The sequence below is a fragment of the Paraliobacillus salinarum genome, from assembly GCF_014083865.1.
Lineage (GTDB): Bacteria > Bacillota > Bacilli > Bacillales > Amphibacillaceae > Paraliobacillus > Paraliobacillus salinarum.
The window spans coordinates 426,337-449,458 of sequence record NZ_JACEFA010000001.1 but is presented as its reverse complement, the minus strand read 5'-3'; the positions used below and the strand labels follow the sequence as shown (position 1 = coordinate 449,458).

Genomic DNA, 23,122 nt, shown 5'->3' with positions numbered 1-23,122 from the left:
CTTGTTTGCTGAAAGGATATGTTATGGAAGGTAAAGAGATAATTATTATTACAGATGGCGATCATTATGCAAGAAAAGCAATGGAATACATCTCAAAGAAACTTGGTGGGACAGCATTAATTGCATTAGCTGACAACCCGAGCAAAATTACTCCCGTTCAAATGATCGAACATATAAAGCAAGCCAAGACGAAACTTGTTTATGTTTTGATTGATGACGCAGGTTTTTCAGGTGTAGGCGCTGGAGAAAGCATTCTCCAGGCGATAGCAGAAGATGACGACCTTGTTATTATCGGTGCAGTTGCTGTCGCTGCTCATACGAGAAACAAAGAATGGACACGCATTACTTTTGCGGTGGATCAAGACGGCAATGTAATTAATGATGGTGTGAATAAAGAAGGTATTCCTACATATGAACATGGTCGTATCAATGGTGACACAGTTTACTTACTTGATCAATTAGCGATACCTATTGTTGTTGGAGTTGGTGATATCGGTAAAATGAATCGTCGTGATGATCTGAGTAAAGGATGTCCAATTACAACTAAGGCAATTGAACTTATTTTGGAAAGGAGTCAACAAAACAATGTCGAAAAAGATTCCGATAGCAAAGGATATCAATGAAAACCAAAGTCATTTAACAAAAAAATTAGGGATAGGTACGTCTTTTGATATTGGATTCCGTGAAATTATTTTATTAGATCAAAAAGTTCAATTCTATTATGTAACAGGGCTTTGTGATACATCAATTGTTGTAGAGTTATTAAAAAAGCTAACTGCTATTAATGACGATGAGCCTAATAAGGATAAGCTGCCAAGTATTATTGAAAATCGGTTAGTTCACCAACAAGTCGAGCGTAAATATGAATTAAACGAAGTAATTACCCAGTTATTATCAGGTTTAATTGCGGTTTTTGTGGAAAATTGTGATTACGCATTTACAGTGGATGTAAGAAATTATCCAGGTAGAGGGCCAGAAGAACCAGATACAGAGAAAGTAGTTCGTGGTTCACGAGATGGATATACAGAAAATATTATTGAAAATACCGGTCTAACAAGACGACGTGTTAGAGATGAGCGCTTAAGGAATCAAATTTTTCAAGTTGGTGAACGATCAAAGACGGATATATGTATCTCGTATATTAAGGACATTGCTGATGATGGTTTAGTAAATACAATTATAAAAGAAATTAAATCAATAGATATTGATGGATTAGCAATGGCAGATAAAACAATCGAAGAGTATCTTGTGAAGCAAGGTGCTAACCCTTTTCCTTTAGTACGATACACAGAGAGGCCAGATGTAGCGGCAAATCATCTATTCGAGGGACACGTTCTAATCATGGCAGACACCTCTCCTAGTATGATAATTACACCAACAACTTACTTTCATCATGTGCAACACGCTGAAGAGTATCGACAATCTCCGGCAGTTGGGTCATTTATAAAGTGGATACGCTTTATAGGGATATTCGCATCTGTATTTTTGCTTCCATTCTGGCTAGTACTAACAATGGAACCTAGCTTATTACCTGAAGCATTACATTTTATAGGCCCTAATGAAGTTGGAAATATTCCAATCGTTATTCAAATTATCTTTGCTGATATTGGTATTGAATTATTACGAATGGCGGCCATACATACCCCAACTCCTCTATCGACAGCGATGGGGTTAATCGCTGCCGTTTTAATTGGACAAATAGCGATTGATGTTGGTTTATTTAGCGCGGAGGTTATCTTATATGTTGCGATTAGTGCTATTGGGTCTTACGCAACACCTAGTTATGAATTAAGCATTGCGAATAAAATCAATCGCGTATTATTAATCATTATCACAGCATTATTTGGAGTGAAGGGTCTTGTTATTGGCTTCACATTGTATGTCTTACATTTAACAAACACAAAATCATTGAACACACCTTATCTTTGGCCGTTTATCCCTTTTAACGGGAATGCATTAATTCAAATATTGTTTCGTTTCTCTGTCCCAATGACTAAAAAACGTCCAAGTATCGTACACCCTAAAAATAACTATAAGCAACGATAAGTAAATTTTTCTGAAAAATGAACACAACTCCGTTTGATATTGTTGAATAGGATAAGAAGTTGTGGTAAATTAACGTTATTAGTTTTAAATTTCTAGTACTTCAATCTTATAGTTATACCATGCTGGGAACGAATAAAATCCCTTCTTTTATGCAAAAATGTTGTCTTTTTGTGTAATTTGGTAAGGGATTTTTATTGTTTAATAACGCTTTAGTGTGCGGGGGGTGTATCGATGTACAATAATCAAACAATCAATGATCAAGGACATTTGACACTTGGTGGGGTAGATACTGTTTATTTGGCAGAAAAGTATGGTACACCATTATTTGTATACGATGTAGAGAAAATAAGAGAAAATGCACGTGCTTTTGTCAATACATTTAAAGCTTTTGGAATAAAGGCTCAAGTTGCTTACGCCAGTAAAGCTTTTTCTTCTATCGCTATGTTACAAGTTGCTAAGCAGGAAAATTTAAGCCTTGATGTGGTGTCTGAAGGAGAACTCTTTACAGCTTTACAGGCAGGTTTTCCAACGAACAAAATACATATGCACGGTAATAACAAAAGTAGAACAGAGCTTGAAATGGCAATTCAACATGATATCGGTTGTATTGTAGTAGACAACTTTTATGAAATAGATTTATTACATGAACTGTTATTAAAGCATCAAAAGACAGTTGAAGTCTTGATCAGAGTAACACCAGGAATTGAGGCACATACACATGATTATATTTTAACTGGCAATGAAGATTCCAAATTTGGCTTTGACCTAGCAAATGGACAAGCGGAGGAAGCTTTTCTGAAGATGCGTCAGCTACAAAATATTCGAGTAAAAGGATTGCATTGTCACATTGGTTCACAGATCTTTGAAACAGACGGTTTTATTATGGCGGTTCGACGTTTATTTGAAACGATAAACATTTGGAAAAAGCGTTATGATTACTCTCCTGATGTGCTTAATCTTGGTGGGGGCTTTGGAATTAAATATACAAACGAAGACGAACCGTTAGCTTTAGAAGAGTACGTGAAAGAGCTTATTAATGAAATTGAAGAACAAGTGAAAGAATTAAATATTGATTTTCCAGAGATTTGGATAGAACCTGGTCGTGCAATTATTGGTAATGCTGGGTTAACTTTGTATACAATCGGCTCACAAAAGAAGATTCCAAATGTGAGGGATTATATAGCTGTTGATGGTGGTATGACAGATAATATAAGACCAGCGTTATATCATGCAAAGTACACAGCAGTAGTTGCTAACAAAATGAACCTTCCAACACCGAATGTAACATCTGTTGCAGGTAAATGTTGTGAATCAGGGGATATGCTTTTGTGGGATATTCCATTACCAGAAGTTGATTCAGGCGATATTTTAGCTGTTTTTAGCACCGGGGCTTACGGGTATTCCATGTCTAATCATTATAATCGTTTCCCGAAAGCTGCAGTAGTATTTGTTGAAAACGGACAAGATAAATTAGTAATAAGAAGAGAAACTTACCAAGATATGATTAAAAATGATCTATCTTACGAATAAAAGGAGGATGTTTGAAAATGAAAAAAGCAACAATTTATTTCGAAAATGGTGAAAAGATAGTAATTGAAATGTATGAAGAGGCTGCGCCAAATACGGTAGCAAACTTTGAAAGCTTGGCAAGCGAAGGTTTTTATGATGGATTAACTTTCCATCGAGTAATTCCTGGATTTGTGGCTCAAGGGGGATGTCCTAACGGTACAGGAACAGGTGGACCTGGATACGCTATTAAATGTGAGACAGAAGGAAATCCGCATAAACATGTTGCAGGTTCATTATCGATGGCACACGCTGGAAAAGATACTGGTGGAAGTCAATTCTTCCTTGTTCATGAACCACAACCTCATTTAGATGGCGTTCATACTGTCTTTGGACAAGTAATTGAAGGAATGGATACTGTATTGAGAATTAACCAAGGCGACCGAATGGAAAAGGTAGTTATAACAGAAGAAGAGTAAGCCTTTAATGGCTTACTCTTTCTATTTATTGTAGCGGAAAATTCATAAAGATGTAATATTTCTAATTAAACTTGTATCTTTATCATGACAATTAATAAAAAAAGTAGTATGATGCATATATGATAAATAAAAAGAGATAATATACGTCATATTTGGAACATTATAGTCTGTATATTCGTTATACTATAGAAAAGATTATATATGATGAGGGGTAATTATGTTAATTCGATATAAAAAGTCGCTAGAAAAGATTGCAATGGGGCTATTATCTTTTATGCCTGAGGAAAAAGATGTAAAAAAACTGCAAAAAACGATTAAGGATTATGAAGATAATGAGAATTGGTTTTTACACCTTTGGAAAGAAGAAGATGTTGTAGGAGCAATTGGTGTGTCATTAAATGAGCAAGAAGGAAAGTTAGAAATACAACATATTTCTGTCAATCCGTCCCATCGAAATATGGGAATAGGTAAGAAAATGATTGAGTCTATTAAAGAGCAATATGGAGATAAGTACGTTATATGTGCAAATGATGTTACAAATCAATTTTTCGAAAAATGTATAGATAATCAAGGCCAGCTCTAATCGAGTTGGCTTTTTATCTGCGTGAATATTTGATTAACGAACGATAAAGTTACAAAAACATCTTAAGTTTATTATTGTGTTTGTGGTAGAATGTAATAGTAACTAATAAGTTTGGTAGAAGGAGTAGGAAATGATGCATGAGTCTTATCAAGTAAAATTAAATGCGTTTGAAGGTCCTTTAGATCTATTGCTGCATTTAATCAATCGATATGAAATTGATATTTATGATATTCCTGTTTCCCAAATTACCGAACAGTACATGCAATACATACATACCATGAAAGAATTGGAATTAAATATAGCTAGCGAGTATTTGGTTATGGCTTCCACTTTACTAGCAATGAAGAGCGCTCTTCTATTACCGAATCAAGAACTTGATCAAGAAGATGATGCCTATGAGGAAGATCCTCGTGAAGAATTGATGCATCGTTTAATTGAATACCGTAAATATAAAGAAGCAGCGATACAATTTAAAGAAAAAGAGTTAGAGGCGAGTTACAGTTACACTAGAGCACCACAAGCATTTCAACAAAAGCAACATCGAGTCCCGATTCAAAATCAAGGTGATGTCTCTATATATGACATGTTATCTGCTATGCAAAAAGTCTTCACGCGCAAAAAATGGAATAGTCCAATGAGCACAACCGTTCAGCGAACAGAAATCCCCATCAAACAGCGTATGCAAGAAATTTTAGTGCAAATTCAATCTTATAAGAACGGGATTACATTTGATGCACTATTTATGTATCCTAATCGATCACACATTGTTGTTACATTTGTTGCTTTATTGGAATTAATGAAAAATAAAGAAATACATTGTACACAAGAGAAACATTTTGACACACTTACTATTTACCCGAATAATACGTTCGAGTAAGTAATCATTTGTTATATATATTTTATAGATAGATTGCATTGAAACACGTATGACTTGGAGGAGCAATTTGTGAGTAATATGAATTATAAAGCAGTATTAGAAGGTCTCCTATTCGCAGCAGGAGACGAAGGACTAAGTGTTCGTCAATTAAAATCCGCATTAGATCTTGATAAAGACACAATTATATGTTTAATAGATGAACTTAAATATGATTATGAACATACAGACCGTGGCATTATGCTAGTAGAGGCGAAAGGAATTTATCACCTTGCTACTAAGCCAGAGCATGCCACTTATTTTCAAAATTTGATGGAGTCTCCACATGCTTCCAAATTATCTCAAGCAGCATTAGAGACGCTAGCAATTATTGCCTATAATCAGCCGATCACCCGAATGGAAATTGAAGATATTCGCGGAGTGAAAAGTGATCGTCCTGTACAAACATTAGTATCAAGGGCATTAATTGAAGAGGTGGGTAGAAAAGAAGCAATTGGTAGACCGGTCATGTTCGGCACGTCTGTTGACTTTTTAACTTATTTTGGTTTGCGCTCTATTGAAGAGCTACCTCCTTTACCAGATAATATTGATGATTCAGATGTTACTGAAGAAGCGGATTTATTTTTTAGCAAACTTAATTCTGATATAAATGAATAAATGAATTTAAAAAAGTTAGTGTCTTTAGAGCACTAACTTTTTTTGTTTGCATAGGCTAATTTGAGGTGAAAGTATATGAGTCAAAAAAATAAAGATTATTTAAAAAGAGTAATTAATTGGTCAGATCAGATGGATACATTATTAGTGGAACTTAGGGAAGAAGGTGCTCTAAAAGACTGGAATGAATGGAAAAATAAACTACGTGATAATTTGCATAGTGATAAATTATCTAATAACGAGATAGTTTTAATAAAAAAAGAGGCTGAATCGTATTATGAGAAATGGCATCAGCGATTATATGAGCAAGAAGTTCTCATTGGCAAACATAAACTTCCAAAATTACCCTATGACTATGATGCCTTAGAACCCTTTATTGAAGAAGAGATTATGAGATTACATCATCAGAAGCATCATCAATCGTATGTAGACGGACTAAATCGCGCGGAAAAAGCCTTGAATGATGCTAGTCAAGGACAAAATAATCAGAAGTATTGGCTTCGTGAACAGTCCTTTAATGGATCTGGTCACCATTTACACACTATATTCTGGTTCAACATGTCACCTGATGGTGGGGGAATTCCAAGCAACAATCTGCCACTACTCCAACAAATCAAACATGACTTCGGTTCTTTTGAAATGTTTAAAAAGAAGTTTACCCAAGCTGCATCAGCGGTAGAAGGGAGCGGTTGGGCTATTTTGGCCTGGAGTCCTCGTTCTCGTAGATTAGTTATTCACATTCTAGAAAAACACCAGCATTATGCGTTGGCAGATACAATCCCTTTGTTAGTTTTAGATCTGTGGGAGCATGCATATTATTTACAATATAAAAATGTGCGTAATGATTATATTAAGGCATGGTGGAATGTTGTGAATTGGGATAATGTAAACAAACGCTATATGGAAGCTCGTAAATTGAAATGGAAACCTTTCTAATCTAATGTAATAAAATAGACGATTTTTTGTGCGCTATCATACGCTTGTCCTTTCTGCATATACTTTTATAGAAACGTGTGGAGAGGATGAACGAATGTTGCGCATATTTATTTTTATATTGGTTACAATTTTAACTTTATCATTTCCAATTAATACAATTGCGAAGCCGGATATTACAGCTAGAAATGCAGTTTTAATTGATCAAGAAACTGGAAAAGTATTATATGAAAAAGCCGCTCACGATAGACATCTTATCGCTAGTATTACTAAAATGATGACAGCAATCATTGCAATTGAATCAGGTAAGATGGAAAAAAAAGTAACGATTACGAATGAGGCTGTTTACACGGAGGGCTCTTCCATTTATTTAGAAAAAGGTGAAAAAATACCACTAGAGGATTTAGTATATGGTTTAATGTTACGATCAGGTAATGATGCGGCAACAGCTATTGCAGAGTATGTAGGTGGAAGTGTTGAGGGATTCGCTTATCTAATGAATGAGAAAGCTGAATGGTTAGGAATGGAAAACACCCATTTTGATAACCCACACGGACTAGATTCCAAAACACATTATTCTACGGCATATGATATGGCTATTTTAACAAAATACGCAATGAATAATTCTGTCTTTGCTGAAATTACAAGCGCAAAGTCTTATAAATCTGAACAACGCACGTATGCTTGGGGAAATAAACATAAATTATTAACACATTATTATCCATATACAATTGGTGGTAAAACTGGATATACAAAAGCAGCTGGACGAACGCTAATTTCCATCGCAGAAAAAAATGATATTATCTTAATAGCAGTTACACTACAAGATCCTAATGATTGGCAGGACCATATTCGGTTATTTGATTGGGGATTTGATCAGTATGCAACCACTACTTTTAACCAAATTTCTAATCAATCTACAAAGAAAATAGGTTTATGGCGTCAAGTTGCCAATACATTTAATCAGCTAATAGGTGTGAAATGAAATGGTAAATTATATTTGGGCTGGGTTAGCGATCATCGGGATTATCTATGCCATGTTTAATGGAACAATGGAGGAAGTCAATCAAGCTCTGTTTTCTAGTGCACAAGAAGCGGTTACATTAGTATTAGGTTTAGTTAGTGTGTTGATTTTCTGGCTTGGACTAATGCGTATAGCAGAAAAGGCTGGAATATTATCTGTATTAGCAAAAGTCTTTAAACCGTTTATTACAAAATTGTTTCCTGAAATACCTAAGGACCATCCTGCAATGGGGTATATCCTTTCTAATTTTATAGCAAATCTTTTCGGGCTAGGTAATGCGGCGACGCCAATGGGAATTAAAGCAATGGAAGAGATGAAAAAAATTTCTCAATCTAATAGAGCGAGTAGGTCAATGATCACCTTTTTAGTAATTAATACATCAAGTCTAACACTGATCCCGACAACTGTTATTGCCATTCGAATACAATACGAATCAAGTGCCCCAACTGAGATTGTAGGAACGACGATTATCGCAACACTTTTAACAACGATAGTTGCAATAATAGTTGATCGAATTTTTCATTTTAGAAGGGAGCGAAAGATTAGAAGATGAATGTCATTTCAATGGTCAGTATATGGATTATACCTAGTATTGTTTTACTGATTTTATTAATTGCCGTAATTAAAAAACTCCCTACTTATGAATTGTTTGTTGAAGGTGGTAAAGAAGGAATATCGATGGCAGTATCTCTGTTGCCTTATTTATTAGGAATGATTGTCTCTATTACAATTTTTCGTAGTTCCGGTGCAATGGATGCTTTAATTGATTTGTTTCAGCCTGTTCTGCATAGAATCGGTATACCAAGTGAAATCGTTCCTTTATCATTTACTAGGCCGCTATCAGGAACTGCTGCTTTAGCAATTACTGCAGACTTAATTAAAACCTTTGGGCCAGATTCTTTTATTGGGAGACTAGCATCTACCATGCAAGGAAGTACGGATACTACTTTTTATATAATTACAGTGTATTTTGGTGCAGTAGGAATTAAGAAAATGGGAGATGCATTAAAAGTTGGACTTATAGCCGATTTTGTTGGTATAATAACATCGATTATCATTGTTTCAATGGTATTTTCGAATTGAAGCGTTAACGCATAGGTTAACGCTATTGTTTTGTTTAAAAATTTCTGGCAAAATGAATATGTTAATATAGAAGGGTATAGTGGTGATATAATGGATAAACAAGAACGATTACAAAAAGTGATTGCTCAAAGTGGAGTAACTTCTAGAAGAAAAGCTGAGAAGTTAATTGAAGAAGGAAAAGTGAAAGTAAATGGCAAGGTTGTTAGTGAGCTGGGTGTAAAAGTATCAGCAAATGATAACATTGAAGTAAATAACATTCCACTAGAAAAAGAAGAGTCAGTATACTACATGCTGTACAAACCTAGAGGAGTTATTTCAAGTGTAAAAGATGATAAAGGGCGTAAAGTAGTATTAGATTTCTTACCTGCAATCGAACAACGTGTTTACCCAATTGGACGACTCGATTATGATACATCGGGTATTATCTTGCTTACTAATGATGGTGAGTTTGCTCAGTTGTTGATGCATCCTAGTCATGAAATAGACAAGGTATATGTAACAAAAGTGAAGGGCATACCAACCAAGGAAGCTCTAAAACAATTAAAAAAAGGTGTACAAGTAGATGGAGATAAATTAAAAGCAGTAAATATCCAAATTTTATCAACAGACCGAACGAAAAATACTGCCATTATTGAGTTAACACTTCATCAAGGTAAGAATCGACAAGTACGTAGAATGTTTGAAAATATTAATTATCCTGTAATGAAGCTTAAGAGAGAAAGGTATAGTTTCTTGACACTTGAAGGGTTACAGCCAGGTGAATTTCGTGAGTTAACACGTCATGAAGTAAGTCAATTAAAACAAGTTGCTGCAAAAAGTAAATAATTGATAATAGAGACCGATAAATAAAAATAAAAAACACTTTGTAACCATGTTAATCAATTATTTATTTTGTAATAGGAAGATATAGATATACAATTGGAATAAGGGGTTAGCTAGGAAGGGGTTATTGGGATGGATGACTTAAATAAAATCCTTGTAATTGAGGACGAAGAGAGAATTCGAAGGCTGTTAAAAATGTATCTTGAACGTGAAGGATATGAGATTGATGAAGCCAGTGATGGAGAAGAAGGGCTTCAACTTGCTATTGCAAATGACTATGCATTGACTCTTCTAGACTTAATGCTACCTGGAAAAGATGGTATTGATGTGTGCAAATCATTGCGAAATAAAAAAGCAACACCTGTTATCATGCTCACTGCTAAAGGTGAAGAAGCAAATCGTGTTGAAGGGTTTGAAGTAGGCGCTGACGACTATATTGTAAAACCTTTTAGCCCTAGAGAAGTAGTATTAAGAGTAAAGGCACTGTTACGCAGATCTACCGCTTCATCTTCAACTAATACCCAATCTACTACGAAAGACGTATTAGAGTTTAAACATCTTGTAATTGATAATGATGCACATCGCGTATTAGCAGACGACCAAGAGGTAAGTTTAACACCAAAAGAATATGAATTATTACATTTTTTAGCTAGCTCACCTGATAAAGTGTTTGATCGAGAACAGTTATTAAAAGAAGTTTGGCAATATGAATTTTTTGGTGATTTACGAACGGTAGACACACATGTCAAACGACTTCGCGAAAAATTAAATAAAGTATCACAAGGCGCTGGAAAAATGATTTTAACTGTTTGGGGTGTCGGTTACAAGTTTGAAGTGGCAGATGAATGATTTTTTTACGTGGTGTTGTCGTTAAATTATGGATTACATTTCTATTAGTAATTTTTGTTGTTTTAGCTATTATTAGTTTCTTATTACTTGAATTTTTTAATGGCTATCATGTAACCCAAGCAGAAAACCAATTGGTGAATCAAGCAACGAAGATTACTACGTTGATAGAGAAATCTTCTAATCAATTGAACATGCAAACCATTGCTGAAACGCTTAAAGATCACAGTAGCCGTATTACTATAATTTTAAATGATGGACATACTTACACCTCGTCAACCGAAGATGAGAATCTACCAAAATTAACAGATGAATGGGTTGGGCAGAATGATTTATTTCAAACTGTAATAGAGAAACATCAAACAGTTACCGATCAACTGACTTTGCCATCAGATCAAGAAGTACTAATCGCTGGAGTAAGTCTTCAAGATGAGAGCGGTGCCGTTTTTGCTTATCAATCATCTGAAATTGTTGCCGAAACAACAAAACAGACAAGTGAAATTATTCTTTTAGCTGCAGGAATTGCCATTGTGTTAATGACTATCTTTGCTTTCTTCTTGTCTACTAGAATAACAGAACCATTGATTAAAATGAGAGAAGGAGCATTGGAACTTGCTAAAGGGCAATTTAAAACAAGAGTTCCGATTTTAACCCATGATGAAATTGGTGAATTGGCGATGGCTTTCAATCGGATGGGAAGGCAATTAAATTATCATATTGAAGCTTTAAGTCAAGAAAAAGAACAATTATATAGCATCTTACGATCGATGGCAGATGGGGTACTGACATTTAATCGACAAGCTGAAATTATCCTTTCTAATCCACCAGCACAGAAACTTTTAAATGATTGGCGATATGAGTATGATGTCAATTCAGACAATTTTCTACCTGAAGATATATTACTATTATTAAAAAAAGTAATTGATTCAGAAACAGAGCAAGCTCAAGAAGTAACTGTTCAAGGTAGAAATTGGGTAATGGTTATGACACCATTATATGCAGAAACGAAAGTGCGTGGCGTTGTAGCTATCATTCGTGATATGACCGAAGAACGTCGAATGGACCAGCTCCGTGAAGAGTTTATCGCTAATGTTTCCCATGAGTTACGCACACCGATATCAATGATGCAAGGATATAGTGAGGCAATTGTAGATAATATCGCTGAATCACCAGAGGAAAAAAATGAGTTAGCATCTATTATTCGAGATGAATCGTTAAGAATGGGACGATTAGTCAACGAATTGTTAGATTTAGCTCGAATAAAAGCGGGACATGTGCAACTGCACAAAGAAACAATGAATTTAAATCAGTTTATTGATCGGATCATTCGAAAATTTCAAGGTCCTGCTAAAGAGCAAGGTGTATCTCTAGATGTTGTGGTAAACACAGCGGTTCAATCAATTGAAGTAGACCAGGATCGTCTTGAACAAGTGCTCACAAATTTAATTGATAACGCAATACGTCATACAGAAATAAATGGAAATGTGACTCTGCTAGTGGAAACAGAGACTGATGATATCCGTTTTTCTGTCAAAGATACTGGATCTGGTATTTCAGAAGAAGATTTACCATTTGTATTTGAACGATTTTATAAAGCGGACAAATCAAGAACAAAAACAGAAAAAAGAAAAGGTACAGGTCTTGGGTTATCTATTGCCAAAAATATTGTAGAAGCACATCATGGTAACATAGCTGTCCAAAGTAAATTAAACGAAGGAACAACCTTTACCTTTGTAATACCTATAAAATAACCTAAATGGAGTATTTGGTGTAAAACTAACAGGGAATCTGGTGCAAGTCCAGAACTGTCCTCGCAACTGTAATTGCAAGCGAAATGAACATAACCACTGTATCAACTAGATATGGGAAGGGTTCAAAGTAGATGAATGCATAAGTCAGTAGACCTACCAAATCTTCCGAAAGTGTCAAACCTTCGAGGGTTAAGCGTTTGATTCGATTAAAAGTTCTTAAATTAAATAAACGTTTAATCCTCCATCACATGAAATGGGGGAAGAAGATGAGAAAGTTTAGAAGTATTATATTTTTGATTTTATTTAGTATGTTTTTGGTTGGTTGTCAAACAACAGATCAAACGAATGATGTGACTGGAACAGTAGATATTACTATTTCAGAAAATCAACAAGAAGAAACAATTGCCGAGGCTGAAATTGAATTGTCAGACGAAACAAATTTGCTGGAGTTATTAAAAGACCATTTTGATGTTGTCGTACAGAAGGATGGCTTTATCACTTCGATCGAAGGAAAAGAACAAGTTCCTGAAGATGACATTTATTGGATGTATACAATAAACGGAAAATCAGCAAATGTCGGTGCAGCTGAGTATGAAGTTTCTGATGGCGATGAAATTAATTTTGATTTGCAAAAAGTGAGTTATTAATGTCTAAAACATATCGAATAACTTTAATTGCAATGTTATCTGGCATGGCTATTAGTGGACGATATATCTTTCAGTTTATACCTAATGTTCAACCAGTTACATCACTAGTGATTCTAACTGGTTTTTTTTTCGGCCCGATCAACGGCATGTTACTAGGGATAATTACGATCTATATATCTAATTTGTTCATGGGTATGGGAATTTGGACTTTTTGGCAAATAATAGCTTATATTTTGATTGGTTTATTGAGTGGTGTAATCGGCTTAGTTTGGAAGAGAAGGCAGTTCCCCATATTAGTTCTATTAGCGATTGTGTCAGGATTTATATATGGACTATTTTTTGCTTTAACAAATTATATGATTTCTGGAGTCTTTTGGGGCTATTATGTAAGTGGTTTATTATTTGATTTCTATCACGCCTTCGGTAATGTTTTATTTATGGTAGTTAGCTATAAGCCGTTTGAATATTTGGCAAACAGGTATAAAACGAAATATAAAGTATAAAAAATTGTAACTAAATTGAATATGAAACGTCTAATTAATGAATGACGGGGGGTCTAGTGAATGAAGACCACGTTTGAAACATTGTATGATAATTATCATCAAGATTTATATCAATACGTCTTCTACATGGTGAGAAACCAAGAAGAAGCTGAAGATATTTTGCAAGATGTGTATGTTAAAGTTCTAAAGTCTTATCAATCATTTCGAGGAGAAAGTAGTGAGAAGACCTGGTTATTTTCTATCGCTAGACATACTACACTTGACTTTTTTCGAAAACAGAAACGATTGAGAGATCGAATGAGTAATCTTTTTTCAAACGATACCGAAGAACAACTGATAAAAGATGAAGCGGCATTACCTGAAGAAATCGTAGTATTAGACGATCAAATGAAACGTATTTACAAAGCTTTGAATAAATGTAGTAATGACCAAAAACAAGTCATTATTTTACGTTATATTCAGTCTTTTTCCATTCAAGAAACAGCTGATATAATGAGCTGTTCAATTAGCAAAGTAAAAACTAATCAACACCGTGCGATAAATAAGCTTCGAAAAATTTTGCGAAAATAATAGATGGGAGGGATTAGATATGGACAATGATCAACTAGAGAAGCAACAATTGGAAGATAAATTAAGACAAATGCCAAAAATAAAAGACAATCAATCAAAAGAGACGCTTTATCAGAAGATTGAATTACGATTGCATGAAAAACAAGAACATCGTCGTTGGTCATGGCTTGTTCCTTCAATTGCTAGTTTTGCTGTCATTGGATTACTTTTCCTAATCGTTCAGGGTAACATGAACCGATCTTACCAAAACGCAAATGAATCTTACTCCGAACAGGCAAGTACGGAAGAACAGGAGCAAAGTAATGTGCAGTTTGATCAACCAGAAGGAATAGAAGAGAAATCGTCACTCTTTTCGGCTGATGAAGAGCAAGAAAAAAGAGAAATAACAAATAACAATCAAGGTTCAAGTTTGATTTATTATAAAAATGTTGACGAAGAAAAGTTGTTTACTATTGCTGCAGTAGACAAATATAATAACTATGCCATTCCAATCACATTAGTTGATTCATCTGGTGGAAGTGCGAATGATTACTATAACAAAATCAATCGTTTTATAGCAGACAAGCAAGAAGCGTTGGGTCTTAATGTATTTCCTTTTGATGGTTTATCTTTTGATATAGATGTTAAAAACAAGCGAGCAACATTAATTGTACCTGAATCCTATCGTTTCCCTGACGGATCTAGTTCAGCATACGTTTTTGAGCAAATGGCAACAATCATGTTTAAACCTTATGGAATACAAAAGCTCAATATTCAATCCCCAGATGGAAATCCTGTTAATTTGGGACCTTTTGGTGAAATAAGTGCCATTGATATTATGCTTGAGGAAAAACATATCTATAAGATTTATCAATACAATGAAAAGGAACCTCTATTAGTCCCGATTAAAACGAATACAGATGATACGATTGAGGCTGCTTTAAAACAATTGAAAATAGATGAGCCAGCATTTGATGTTAAGGGGCCTATACCTGAAGATGCATCATTTGATGTGGTCGTTAATCAAGATAATCTGTCTCTTCACTTTACTGAAGGACCAACACTTGCTGATGATGAAACAACGATTATGATGATTGAGGCTATCCTTATGACAGCAAAATCATTTAACTTCGACTCTATTACTATTGATTTACCCAATGATTTAGATAAAGTGGGAAAGTATCGTTTAAATCAAACGATACCAGTACCAGATGGCGTAAACCCCAATATACTTCATTAAAAAAGCAATCAGTCCGAGGTATTTATTTTGGCTCCTCGGTTGATTGCTTTGACTTTTTTGTTTCGAAAAATAGATTGGAATCTTGAGCATTTACTTACATTGCTCAAATAACAAGGGATCACCATTAAAACATTTTTTTGATAGCTTAATTGAATCTGTTGGACATCCTTCGTGGGCATCAAGCATATCATCCTCTAATACTTCAGGAATTTCAATGACACCTTGATTATTATCCAGAAGTACATAAGCGATTCCTTCATCATCATAATCATATATATCTGGAGCAGAAGCACCACATGCACCACATGCAATGCAAGTTTCTTTATCAACGATCGTATAGTAAGCCATAATACGACACCTTTCAGTGAATTAGAATTATCTCAACCAATTTTAACGCTGATTTATGCGATTTGCAATATTCACTTCTAATATACTTCGTGGTATGGTATGAACAGATCATATTAGAATATGAGTATAAAAAATGTAGTTCGACTTAACAAAGTAGGTGACTCTCTCTTGTTTCAATATATTATTTTAGAATGTTTAAGAAAAATAAAACAGGAAAGAACAACAGCATCAGTATATCATCTTTTAAAAGGGAAACGATCTAGCCAAACTATTCAAGATGCCCATGTGTATCGTATTGGTGATTATTTTGGGATCTTAAAGAAATTGAATCGTTCCACCTTTGAAAATGCGATTGATGATTTAATAAAAAATAATTATATTTTAATGAAAAATAGTAATATAGCAATTTTAACAGAAAAAGGAATTGCTCACTTGAATAACAACCAAGAGAAATATGGAACACATTATTTTAATGGCATGGAATATTCAAATGAAGTTGATATCTTTTATTTGAGGTTACAATTAGCGATACAAACATATTCAAATCTAGCAAATAACTGCCATCAATTTGTTCCATTAACAGATGATCGAATGATACAAAAATTCTTAAAAGAACATTACAAACAATATAAATCAAATGTAAGCATATGGTTGCATGATGTCTATCTAGAATTGTTTGATTTTTTAGAAGCTATACCAATGACACAAGCACAACTTTTCGTTGATCGGCTGAGTGGTTTTAATAAAATAGGTCTATCTTTTAATCAGCTGGCTGTAAAAAATAAATTAACCGTAACGGATGTATCGCTTAACCTAACCAGTATCCTTCACCGTCTTTATACCGATGTGAATAAAGACAACAATCACACACGACAGTTGAAGCAATTTCTTTATGATCAACCAGACACGTTATTGATAACACAATCAGCTAATAAAACATTGGAATGGTTAGTTAAAGGGTTTTCGATTGAACAAATTGCAAACATTAGAAAACTTAAAACGAGCACAATTGAAGACCATATTATAGAAATGGCCTATGCGGATTCTGCATTTGATTTAGCGCGATTTATTGATGCAAACACCTATCATGTTATAAAAACCGCCTTTAGACAAATGCAAACAACAAAATTGAAAGAAATTAGGGAAGCGCTAAACAACCAATACAATTATTTCCAAATTCGTTTAGTTTTAGCGTATGAAAGTAATCAGAAAAGAGGTTGAAGAAGATGATCGAGTCTACAAAAATACTGAATAAGTATTTTGGCCATGAAAATTTCCGAGAAGGGCAGCAGGAAATTATAGAAGATATACGAAATGGATCATCTGTTCTTGGTGTATTACCTACTGGATCCGGTAAGTCGATTTGTTATCAGATACCAGCAATGATGTTACATGGCAATGTAATTGTCATTTCACCTCTATTATCTTTAATGGAAGATCAAGTAAAGCAATTAAAAGCTAAGGGAATCAAAAATGTAGTGGCGATAAACAGCTTTACGAATAGTAATGAAAAAAATGACATAATCTCAAATCTTTCGAATTATAAATTAATCTATGTATCACCTGAAATGATTCAAAACAAACAGCTTTTAGCACGGTTGAAGCAATTACATATTTCTTTATTTGTGATTGATGAAGCGCATTGTATATCACAATGGGGACACGAATTTCGTCCTGATTATTTAAAGTTAGTAGAAGTAGTTGAACAATTAAATAACCCTCCATTATTAGCTTTGACTGCAACTGCTACGCCGGATGTGCAGAAAGATATACTTAAGTATTTGAATGCACCTAATATGAAAAAGCATATTTATCCTATGGACCGAGAAAACTTAACATTCGCTGTTCAAACGTTTGAACATAGAAATGAGAAGGTTGCATACATAAAAACGCTATTAAATAAATTTGATGTTCCAACGATGATTTATTTTTCCAGTAAGAAAGAAGCTGAAACAGTAGCGGAACAACTCAACGGTAATTCACCTAATCTTCGTATTGCGTTTTATCATGGGGGAATGGACGCTGTAGATCGAACTTTGATTCAGCAGCAATTCATGCAAAATCAATTAGATGTCATTTGTTGTACTAGTGCTTTTGGTATGGGAATTGATAAATCTAATGTAAGACTAATCATTCACTATCACTTTCCAACTCAATTAGAATCTTTTATTCAAGAAGTCGGACGTGCAGGAAGAGACGGGGAGTCAAGTGTTTCTGTTGTGCTATATGCGCCGTATGATGAAATGTTGCCGAGACGATTAATTGAATCAGAGTTGCCCTCAATGGAGCAAGTGAATTCCTTACTCTTTTTATTAGATAAAAAGAGTCAATATAATCAATTTAAACTAAATAAACAAGAGATAATGCTGCAGTTAGAGATGAACGAGGTTCAATGGCGATTTATTGTTCACCATTTAGAAAAACATGATATACTTAATAAAAATCAAATCATGCCGATATATGATAAAAAAGATAGATTTTTGTCTAGTATTGAAGAAGTAATCAATGAAAGATTTGCTTATAAACTAAATAAGTTAAATGAAATCGTTTCTTGGATCAAAACAGAAAAATGTCGCAGAAAGGCATTATTCCAACCTTTTCAATCGAATACAAAAACACCAAAATACGCATGTTGTGATTATTGTGATTTCGACTTTACTAATTGGCAACCTACATATGAGTCCAAACAAACAACTATTATTCAAGATTGGCAATCAGAATTGGCTATGTTGTTCATGCAAAACAAGCAGTGATTTGTCAATGGACGAAACTATCTTTAGACATTAATTTCTTGGAGGGGAACAAGCATGAATAAGCAGGATGATCAAGCAGCAAATTTAAGAGAGCACATGAAGAATACAGAATCCTTCGACGACAATGAAGTGGTTGAGCCTATAGAAATTGATGTATTAGATTTACCACCAAGAAGTGAGATCCATCAAAATAAAAGTAAAAAAACACGATTGAAAATAAATTTAATTTTTTTACGGTTTCTTTTCATCTTATTCTTGTTAGTTATTATATTAGTAATAACGTACCAGTATTGGGGTAAAGATTTTCTTGAGCAAGCGATACAAACGAATGCTAAAAACCCTTCAGGAGAAACGGTTCAAGTCGTCTCTCCTAAAGATAAACTATCAGAAGAAGTGACTGTTAACCTTGCACTTGGTGAGGATGAATCTGATAAGATTGAATTAACTGGTAAGTATTATTTAATCTCACATGGTGAAACATTAGAAGATATTGCAATTGATTATTATAATACGCTAGAAGTGTTAGATGTACTTAAAAGAGTGAATAAATTAGACTCGAATGCTTTGCAGCAAGGTGAAAAATTGTTTTTACCAACAATTGAGGATTTATAAAACAAAGCTAGAAAACACAGCTTCGTGCATCTCTAGCTTTGTTTACCTGATATTCCTATAATACAGATCGGTCGGTTCTAATTAAAAAAACTGTTTTTTGTCTTTTTCATCAATTAACATTTGTGCAGCCTCTCGAAAACGTTGCGAGTGAATGATCTCTCGTTCTCTTAAAAACTTAAGACTATCATTTAATTCTGGGTCATCTGATAGATTAATAATCCACTGATAAGTAGCTCTCGCTTTTTCTTCTGCTGCGATATCTTCATAAATGTCTGCTATAGGGTCACCTTTTGATTGAATATAGGTAGCTGTCCATGGATTTCCGGCAGAATTATGATAAAACAATGCGTTATCATGGTTTGCATAGTGAGGAGCTAATCCTGCTTTTTCCATTTGTTCAGGTGTAGCATCTTTTGTTAACTTATATACCATCGTAGCGATCATTTCCAAATGCGCGAATTCCTCTGTACCAATGTCATTAAGCAATCCGACAACTTTGTTTGGAATCGTGTATCGTTGATTTAAATATCGCAATGCAGCAGACAATTCACCATCTGCACCGCCGTATTGTTCGATTAAATATTTTGCAAGTTGAGGATTACATTCTCTCACGCGCACGGGATACTGCAACTTCTTTTCATAATACCACAATGTTTATTCCTCCTTTCACATTTGCCAAGGCCAAGGTGTATCATCCCAATTCCAAGGATACCCTGAGTAACTACGGCCAAAATGCATGAGTGGGCCAAATTGTTTTTCAAACTGTTTTTTCAATTTTTTACTTTCATAAGTGCATTGATTAAATTGTTCAATTGCATTGGTGTCATTAGGATGCGTGTCAAGGTAAAGATTCAGTTCAACCAAAACAAAGTCAACTGCTTGAATTTCTTCTAATAAATCATAATAGGCTTGAGGCATTTGCTTAGGTGTATTCAATTATCTTCTCTCCCTTCTTTTGGGGGATATGGATCATGGAATGCTGGCCATAACGTTCCACAAAACAGTGCTTCTTTTGCGGTGTTAAATTGCACTAAATTAGTTGGTTGGAAGCCCATATACAATTGTGGTGGAGTGGAATAACTTTTTCTAATAATTGGAGGACAAGGATCAAATGGGCTTATATAGGGATAATAATATTTTGTGTTTGTTTGATGCATTTAAAAACCTCCCTTATTTTTTTTAACATCAATTAATTGTATGGCAAAGAAGTCTCGCATATGTGTATAATGGAGTTGACCCAAACTGTTTTAATGGTACAGAAATAGGGAATAAAAATGATAGTGTAACAATCAAATTATTCAAAGTGAGGTGTTGGCCGTGTTTGTACGTAGCACAATGAAACCAATTTATCAATGTCATGTTGCTTTTCCAGATTATTCTTTGAAAGAAGCATTGCAAAGGCTAGAAGAAAAAGATATACATGCAATGCCTGTAATTGATGACAAAGAAAAATTCTTGGGTATGATCTCTGCACAAACTATTTATAAGGCTGCTTTTCATACGGATAAAAAACAAGAGTCTTTTCTAAATGATACAAAGGTCTCCGATATTATGACGCATGCAAACCTATATATATTAGAGGATGAGGTGTTTGAAAAAACATTAACTACTTTTAAAGGATATCCAATATTAGCTGTGGTTGACTCTAATAAAAAATTCTTAGGAATTGTTACGCGATTTGATGTTTTAGAGCAATTTGAAAGTGTTTTTGGTATGAATAAGTCTGGAGTGAGAATTGCTTTCACTTCTGAAGAGTCATCTGGACGCTTTGCAAAGCTTGCTGACATCTTAAGACATTTACATGCGAATATTATTTCTATTACTACATTTGATGAAACGGATAAATTGGCAAGAAGAATTGTTCTAAAAGTTGACGAAAATGTAAAAACAGATAAATTAAAAAGCAAGTTAGAAAAAGCTGGATTTCGCGTGCTTGATATTACGAAATTTTAAAAAAAGCAGAACGCCACTTTTGTTTTTTATAGGTAGAGTATTGTATAATATAGAATCATCCACAGAGTACTTTGTTTAGGTGAAGTACTCTGTTTCATTTATAACTTAATTTCCATACATAAACCGTCTCAATTTTATGGATTGTGGCATATAATAGAATAGATAAAAAATTAAAGGGGGCATAAACATGCGTTTGGAGCGACTTTCATCGAACCAATTTAAAATATTCCTTACTTTTGATGATCTCATTGAAAGAGGTTTAACTAAAGATGATTTATGGCATGATCTACCAGCCATGCAGGCATTATTTCACGACATGATGTTTGAAGCAAGTGATGAGTTAGGATTTGAATTAGAAGGCGTATTATTAGTTCAAGTTCATGTCCTCCAAGCTCAAGGGATGCTAATTGTGGTTACGCAAAATGATACAGAAGAAGAAGACGATGAATACCTTGAGATGAAAGTGACCTTAGATGAAAGTAACGAGTTAATCTTCTTATTTGAATCCTTTGAAGACATTATTCAATTATCTAAGTCGGTCATTGATACTGAAATAACTGGTGGATCAGTATTTTATTATGATAATCGTTATTATATGATGTTTACAGATCAAGATGTTGAGCACAAAAATAAAGAAAATGTTATTGCGTTATTATCTGAGTATGCTTCACCAAGTGTAGTTACTTCTTATCGTCTAATCGAGTATGGCAAGGTACTATTAAATAGCAACGCAATTGCACAGATAAATACTTATTTTAACGAATGACACATTTGTATAGGAGGACAATCATGCAAGAAGAGCAAGTTATTATTATTGGATCCGGACCTTGTGGGATGTCAGCCGCTTTATCACTACAAGATAAAGGTATTAATCCATTAATAATCGAAAAAGGGAATGTAGTAAACGCGATATATAATTATCCAACCCATCAAACTTTTTTTAGTTCGAGTGATCGATTAGAAATAGGTGATATCCCATTCATAACAGAGCGAAAAAAACCTGTTCGGAATCAAGCTTTAGCTTACTATCGAGAAGTTGCAAGTAGAAGATCCTTGCGAATTAATAGCTACGAAAAAGTCGTAGAGGTTGTTAAAGATGATTATGCCTTTACGATACATACAGAGACAAGCACAGGTAATAGAAAATCATATCAGGCAAAGTTTGTTGTTCTTGCTACTGGTTATTATGATCAACCGAATAAATTAGGAATCAAAGGTGAAGAAAGTCCACATGTGTATCATTATTTTAAAGAAGCACATCCTTTTTATCGGAAAAAGGTAGTGATTATTGGTGGGAAAAATTCAGCAGTGGATGCAGCACTAGAACTACATAAAGCAGAAGCCGAGGTTACCGTTTTATATAGAGGTAGTGATTATTCACCAAGCGTCAAGCCGTGGATTTTACCTGAATTTAGAGCGCTAGTTGAAAAAGGTCATATTACAATGAAGTTTAATGCTACTATTGAAGAAATAACAGATAATCAAGTAATATATCAAGTAAATGAGCAGATAAACGTTGCTGAGGCATCATTTGTATTTGCAATGACTGGATATCAGCCTAATCAGACTTTCATGCAGTCTATTGGTATAAATATCTCGCACGAAACCGGAAGGCCAACATTTAAGGAAGAGACAATGGAAACAAACGTACAGAATGTTTATATTGCGGGAGTAATTGCTGCTGGATATAACAACAACGAAATATTTATTGAAAATGGACGTGAACATGGTCCTTTAATTGCAACAGACATAGCAAGAAAGATTGGAAGTAGAGAGTAGGACAAAACTAAATGAAGATCAGTAGAAAGCGGATAATAATACCTTTTTTAAGGATCATTATCCGTTTTTTTGGGCAAATAAATTGGCTGTGGAAATATACGATACTCCTCGAAAATAAAGAACCATTTTCTTCGTGC

Annotated in this window: 28 protein-coding genes and 1 riboswitch; of the genes, 24 read left to right on the top strand and 4 right to left on the bottom strand. The window is 34.3% G+C overall.

Annotated features, from left to right (window positions below; genetic code table 11):
- Nucleotides 1-5 precede the first annotated feature (5 nt).
- From spoVAEA to HP569_RS02215, 18 genes are all read left to right on the top strand, one after another.
- Nucleotides 6-623 carry a stage V sporulation protein SpoVABEA gene (gene spoVAEA, locus HP569_RS02300; protein WP_246366872.1) on the top strand — a complete coding sequence of 206 codons (618 nt, stop codon included), beginning with the start codon at nucleotides 6-8 and terminating at the stop codon, nucleotides 621-623.
- Nucleotides 586-2,046 carry a spore germination protein gene (locus tag HP569_RS02295; RefSeq protein ID WP_182199454.1) on the top strand — a complete coding sequence of 487 codons (1,461 nt, stop codon included), beginning with the start codon at nucleotides 586-588 and terminating at the stop codon, nucleotides 2,044-2,046. Before spoVAEA ends, HP569_RS02295 begins: the two co-directional genes overlap by 38 nt.
- 231 nt (nucleotides 2,047-2,277) lie before the next feature.
- On the top strand, nucleotides 2,278-3,576 hold the full coding sequence (gene lysA / locus HP569_RS02290; RefSeq protein WP_182199453.1) for a diaminopimelate decarboxylase: 1,299 nt from the start codon (nucleotides 2,278-2,280) through the stop codon (nucleotides 3,574-3,576).
- Nucleotides 3,577-3,593: 17 nt separating this feature from the next.
- Nucleotides 3,594-4,031 carry a peptidylprolyl isomerase gene (locus HP569_RS02285; RefSeq protein ID WP_182199452.1) on the top strand — a complete coding sequence of 146 codons (438 nt, stop codon included), beginning with the start codon at nucleotides 3,594-3,596 and terminating at the stop codon, nucleotides 4,029-4,031.
- Between the two features lie 217 nt (nucleotides 4,032-4,248).
- Nucleotides 4,249-4,614 carry a GNAT family N-acetyltransferase gene (locus HP569_RS02280; protein WP_182199451.1) on the top strand — a complete coding sequence of 122 codons (366 nt, stop codon included), beginning with the start codon at nucleotides 4,249-4,251 and terminating at the stop codon, nucleotides 4,612-4,614.
- A gap of 133 nt (nucleotides 4,615-4,747) precedes the next feature.
- The gene (locus tag HP569_RS02275; protein ID WP_182199630.1) at nucleotides 4,748-5,491 is read left to right on the top strand and encodes a segregation/condensation protein A; all 744 of its coding nucleotides are present in this window, start codon (nucleotides 4,748-4,750) and stop codon (nucleotides 5,489-5,491) included.
- A 78-nt stretch (nucleotides 5,492-5,569) separates the two neighbouring features.
- On the top strand, nucleotides 5,570-6,145 hold the full coding sequence (scpB, locus tag HP569_RS02270) for an SMC-Scp complex subunit ScpB (RefSeq protein ID WP_182199629.1): 576 nt from the start codon (nucleotides 5,570-5,572) through the stop codon (nucleotides 6,143-6,145).
- A gap of 75 nt (nucleotides 6,146-6,220) precedes the next feature.
- A complete protein-coding gene (locus HP569_RS02265) occupies nucleotides 6,221-7,078 on the top strand; it encodes a superoxide dismutase (protein WP_182199450.1) in 858 nt (285 codons plus the stop codon).
- A gap of 94 nt (nucleotides 7,079-7,172) precedes the next feature.
- On the top strand, nucleotides 7,173-8,060 hold the full coding sequence (locus HP569_RS02260) for a D-alanyl-D-alanine carboxypeptidase family protein (RefSeq protein ID WP_182199449.1): 888 nt from the start codon (nucleotides 7,173-7,175) through the stop codon (nucleotides 8,058-8,060).
- A 1-nt stretch (nucleotide 8,061) separates the two neighbouring features.
- A complete protein-coding gene (locus HP569_RS02255; protein WP_182199448.1) occupies nucleotides 8,062-8,652 on the top strand; it encodes a nucleoside recognition domain-containing protein in 591 nt (196 codons plus the stop codon).
- Nucleotides 8,649-9,182, top strand: a complete 534-nt coding sequence (locus HP569_RS02250) for a spore maturation protein (protein WP_182199447.1) — start codon at nucleotides 8,649-8,651, stop codon at nucleotides 9,180-9,182. The genes HP569_RS02255 and HP569_RS02250 overlap by 4 nt, the downstream gene beginning before the upstream one ends.
- Nucleotides 9,183-9,272: 90 nt before the next feature.
- Nucleotides 9,273-10,007 carry a pseudouridine synthase gene (locus HP569_RS02245; protein ID WP_182199446.1) on the top strand — a complete coding sequence of 245 codons (735 nt, stop codon included), beginning with the start codon at nucleotides 9,273-9,275 and terminating at the stop codon, nucleotides 10,005-10,007.
- A 129-nt stretch (nucleotides 10,008-10,136) separates the two neighbouring features.
- Nucleotides 10,137-10,853, top strand: a complete 717-nt coding sequence (locus HP569_RS02240; RefSeq protein WP_182199445.1) for a response regulator transcription factor — start codon at nucleotides 10,137-10,139, stop codon at nucleotides 10,851-10,853.
- Nucleotides 10,850-12,601, top strand: coding sequence for an ATP-binding protein (locus tag HP569_RS02235; RefSeq protein WP_182199444.1), 1,752 nt, complete (start codon nucleotides 10,850-10,852; stop codon nucleotides 12,599-12,601). The genes HP569_RS02240 and HP569_RS02235 overlap by 4 nt, the downstream gene beginning before the upstream one ends.
- Nucleotides 12,600-12,776, top strand: a riboswitch (cobalamin riboswitch). (Overlaps the previous gene by 2 nt.)
- Nucleotides 12,777-12,867: 91 nt before the next feature.
- The gene (locus HP569_RS02230; RefSeq protein ID WP_182199443.1) at nucleotides 12,868-13,248 is read left to right on the top strand and encodes a DUF4430 domain-containing protein; all 381 of its coding nucleotides are present in this window, start codon (nucleotides 12,868-12,870) and stop codon (nucleotides 13,246-13,248) included.
- Nucleotides 13,248-13,751 (top strand): ECF transporter S component, encoded by a 504-nt coding sequence (locus tag HP569_RS02225; RefSeq protein WP_182199442.1) that lies wholly within the window; start codon nucleotides 13,248-13,250, stop codon nucleotides 13,749-13,751. Before HP569_RS02230 ends, HP569_RS02225 begins: the two co-directional genes overlap by 1 nt.
- A gap of 60 nt (nucleotides 13,752-13,811) precedes the next feature.
- The gene (locus tag HP569_RS02220; RefSeq protein ID WP_182199441.1) at nucleotides 13,812-14,321 is read left to right on the top strand and encodes a sigma-70 family RNA polymerase sigma factor; all 510 of its coding nucleotides are present in this window, start codon (nucleotides 13,812-13,814) and stop codon (nucleotides 14,319-14,321) included.
- 19 nt (nucleotides 14,322-14,340) lie between these two features.
- Nucleotides 14,341-15,540, top strand: coding sequence for a GerMN domain-containing protein (locus tag HP569_RS02215; RefSeq protein ID WP_182199440.1), 1,200 nt, complete (start codon nucleotides 14,341-14,343; stop codon nucleotides 15,538-15,540).
- 90 nt (nucleotides 15,541-15,630) lie between these two features.
- Here HP569_RS02215 and HP569_RS02210 read toward each other — a convergent pair whose 3' ends face one another.
- Nucleotides 15,631-15,888 (bottom strand): ferredoxin, encoded by a 258-nt coding sequence (locus tag HP569_RS02210; RefSeq protein WP_182199439.1) that lies wholly within the window; start codon nucleotides 15,886-15,888, stop codon nucleotides 15,631-15,633.
- 120 nt (nucleotides 15,889-16,008) lie between these two features.
- On the opposite strand from HP569_RS02210, the gene HP569_RS02205 reads away from it, so the two are divergent.
- Genes HP569_RS02205 through HP569_RS02195 form a run of 3 tightly spaced genes read left to right on the top strand, consistent with a single transcriptional unit; the run spans nucleotide 16,009 to nucleotide 19,253 of the window.
- Nucleotides 16,009-17,109 carry a YpbB family protein gene (locus tag HP569_RS02205; protein WP_182199438.1) on the top strand — a complete coding sequence of 367 codons (1,101 nt, stop codon included), beginning with the start codon at nucleotides 16,009-16,011 and terminating at the stop codon, nucleotides 17,107-17,109.
- Nucleotides 17,110-17,114: 5 nt separating this feature from the next.
- The gene (locus tag HP569_RS02200) at nucleotides 17,115-18,641 is read left to right on the top strand and encodes a RecQ family ATP-dependent DNA helicase (protein ID WP_182199437.1); all 1,527 of its coding nucleotides are present in this window, start codon (nucleotides 17,115-17,117) and stop codon (nucleotides 18,639-18,641) included.
- A 54-nt stretch (nucleotides 18,642-18,695) separates the two neighbouring features.
- Nucleotides 18,696-19,253 (top strand): LysM peptidoglycan-binding domain-containing protein, encoded by a 558-nt coding sequence (locus HP569_RS02195; protein ID WP_182199436.1) that lies wholly within the window; start codon nucleotides 18,696-18,698, stop codon nucleotides 19,251-19,253.
- A gap of 81 nt (nucleotides 19,254-19,334) precedes the next feature.
- Here the strand turns inward: HP569_RS02195 and HP569_RS02190 are convergent, their stop codons facing one another.
- Genes HP569_RS02190 through HP569_RS02180 form a run of 3 tightly spaced genes read right to left on the bottom strand, consistent with a single transcriptional unit; the run spans nucleotide 19,335 to nucleotide 20,410 of the window.
- Nucleotides 19,335-19,904, bottom strand: coding sequence for a manganese catalase family protein (locus tag HP569_RS02190; RefSeq protein WP_182199435.1), 570 nt, complete (start codon nucleotides 19,902-19,904; stop codon nucleotides 19,335-19,337).
- Between the two features lie 15 nt (nucleotides 19,905-19,919).
- Nucleotides 19,920-20,171 (bottom strand): spore coat protein CotJB, encoded by a 252-nt coding sequence (locus HP569_RS02185; RefSeq protein ID WP_182199628.1) that lies wholly within the window; start codon nucleotides 20,169-20,171, stop codon nucleotides 19,920-19,922.
- A gap of 14 nt (nucleotides 20,172-20,185) precedes the next feature.
- Nucleotides 20,186-20,410, bottom strand: a complete 225-nt coding sequence (locus HP569_RS02180; RefSeq protein WP_182199434.1) for a spore coat associated protein CotJA — start codon at nucleotides 20,408-20,410, stop codon at nucleotides 20,186-20,188.
- A gap of 178 nt (nucleotides 20,411-20,588) precedes the next feature.
- Between HP569_RS02180 and HP569_RS02175 the strand changes: the two genes are divergently transcribed.
- The 3 genes from HP569_RS02175 (at nucleotide 20,589) to HP569_RS02165 (ending at nucleotide 22,985) form a co-directional block, all read left to right on the top strand.
- On the top strand, nucleotides 20,589-21,206 hold the full coding sequence (locus tag HP569_RS02175) for a CBS domain-containing protein (protein WP_246366871.1): 618 nt from the start codon (nucleotides 20,589-20,591) through the stop codon (nucleotides 21,204-21,206).
- Between the two features lie 187 nt (nucleotides 21,207-21,393).
- The gene (locus tag HP569_RS02170; RefSeq protein WP_182199432.1) at nucleotides 21,394-21,972 is read left to right on the top strand and encodes a genetic competence negative regulator; all 579 of its coding nucleotides are present in this window, start codon (nucleotides 21,394-21,396) and stop codon (nucleotides 21,970-21,972) included.
- A gap of 23 nt (nucleotides 21,973-21,995) precedes the next feature.
- Nucleotides 21,996-22,985 (top strand): YpdA family putative bacillithiol disulfide reductase, encoded by a 990-nt coding sequence (locus tag HP569_RS02165; protein WP_182199431.1) that lies wholly within the window; start codon nucleotides 21,996-21,998, stop codon nucleotides 22,983-22,985.
- Nucleotides 22,986-23,122: the final 137 nt, after the last annotated feature.

Bases quoted from the DNA above. Each gene is read 5' to 3' on its own strand.
- HP569_RS02295 (WP_182199454.1), top strand. From the start codon at position 586: ATGTCGAAAAAGATTCCGATAGCAAAGGATATCAATGAAAACCAAAGT.
- lysA (WP_182199453.1), top strand. From the start codon at position 2,278: ATGTACAATAATCAAACAATCAATGATCAAGGACATTTGACACTTGGT.
- HP569_RS02285 (WP_182199452.1), top strand. From the start codon at position 3,594: ATGAAAAAAGCAACAATTTATTTCGAAAATGGTGAAAAGATAGTAATT.
- HP569_RS02280 (WP_182199451.1), top strand. From the start codon at position 4,249: ATGTTAATTCGATATAAAAAGTCGCTAGAAAAGATTGCAATGGGGCTA.
- HP569_RS02275 (WP_182199630.1), top strand. From the start codon at position 4,748: ATGCATGAGTCTTATCAAGTAAAATTAAATGCGTTTGAAGGTCCTTTA.
- scpB (WP_182199629.1), top strand. From the start codon at position 5,570: ATGAATTATAAAGCAGTATTAGAAGGTCTCCTATTCGCAGCAGGAGAC.
- HP569_RS02265 (WP_182199450.1), top strand. From the start codon at position 6,221: ATGAGTCAAAAAAATAAAGATTATTTAAAAAGAGTAATTAATTGGTCA.
- HP569_RS02260 (WP_182199449.1), top strand. From the start codon at position 7,173: ATGTTGCGCATATTTATTTTTATATTGGTTACAATTTTAACTTTATCA.
- HP569_RS02255 (WP_182199448.1), top strand. From the start codon at position 8,062: ATGGTAAATTATATTTGGGCTGGGTTAGCGATCATCGGGATTATCTAT.
- HP569_RS02250 (WP_182199447.1), top strand. From the start codon at position 8,649: ATGAATGTCATTTCAATGGTCAGTATATGGATTATACCTAGTATTGTT.
- HP569_RS02245 (WP_182199446.1), top strand. From the start codon at position 9,273: ATGGATAAACAAGAACGATTACAAAAAGTGATTGCTCAAAGTGGAGTA.
- HP569_RS02240 (WP_182199445.1), top strand. From the start codon at position 10,137: ATGGATGACTTAAATAAAATCCTTGTAATTGAGGACGAAGAGAGAATT.
- HP569_RS02235 (WP_182199444.1), top strand. From the start codon at position 10,850: ATGATTTTTTTACGTGGTGTTGTCGTTAAATTATGGATTACATTTCTA.
- HP569_RS02230 (WP_182199443.1), top strand. From the start codon at position 12,868: ATGAGAAAGTTTAGAAGTATTATATTTTTGATTTTATTTAGTATGTTT.
- HP569_RS02225 (WP_182199442.1), top strand. From the start codon at position 13,248: ATGTCTAAAACATATCGAATAACTTTAATTGCAATGTTATCTGGCATG.
- HP569_RS02220 (WP_182199441.1), top strand. From the start codon at position 13,812: ATGAAGACCACGTTTGAAACATTGTATGATAATTATCATCAAGATTTA.
- HP569_RS02215 (WP_182199440.1), top strand. From the start codon at position 14,341: ATGGACAATGATCAACTAGAGAAGCAACAATTGGAAGATAAATTAAGA.
- HP569_RS02210 (WP_182199439.1), bottom strand. From the start codon at position 15,888: ATGGCTTACTATACGATCGTTGATAAAGAAACTTGCATTGCATGTGGT.
- HP569_RS02205 (WP_182199438.1), top strand. From the start codon at position 16,009: ATGAGTATAAAAAATGTAGTTCGACTTAACAAAGTAGGTGACTCTCTC.
- HP569_RS02200 (WP_182199437.1), top strand. From the start codon at position 17,115: ATGATCGAGTCTACAAAAATACTGAATAAGTATTTTGGCCATGAAAAT.
- HP569_RS02195 (WP_182199436.1), top strand. From the start codon at position 18,696: ATGAATAAGCAGGATGATCAAGCAGCAAATTTAAGAGAGCACATGAAG.
- HP569_RS02185 (WP_182199628.1), bottom strand. From the start codon at position 20,171: ATGCCTCAAGCCTATTATGATTTATTAGAAGAAATTCAAGCAGTTGAC.
- HP569_RS02180 (WP_182199434.1), bottom strand. From the start codon at position 20,410: ATGCATCAAACAAACACAAAATATTATTATCCCTATATAAGCCCATTT.
- HP569_RS02175 (WP_246366871.1), top strand. From the start codon at position 20,589: ATGAAACCAATTTATCAATGTCATGTTGCTTTTCCAGATTATTCTTTG.
- HP569_RS02170 (WP_182199432.1), top strand. From the start codon at position 21,394: ATGCGTTTGGAGCGACTTTCATCGAACCAATTTAAAATATTCCTTACT.
- HP569_RS02165 (WP_182199431.1), top strand. From the start codon at position 21,996: ATGCAAGAAGAGCAAGTTATTATTATTGGATCCGGACCTTGTGGGATG.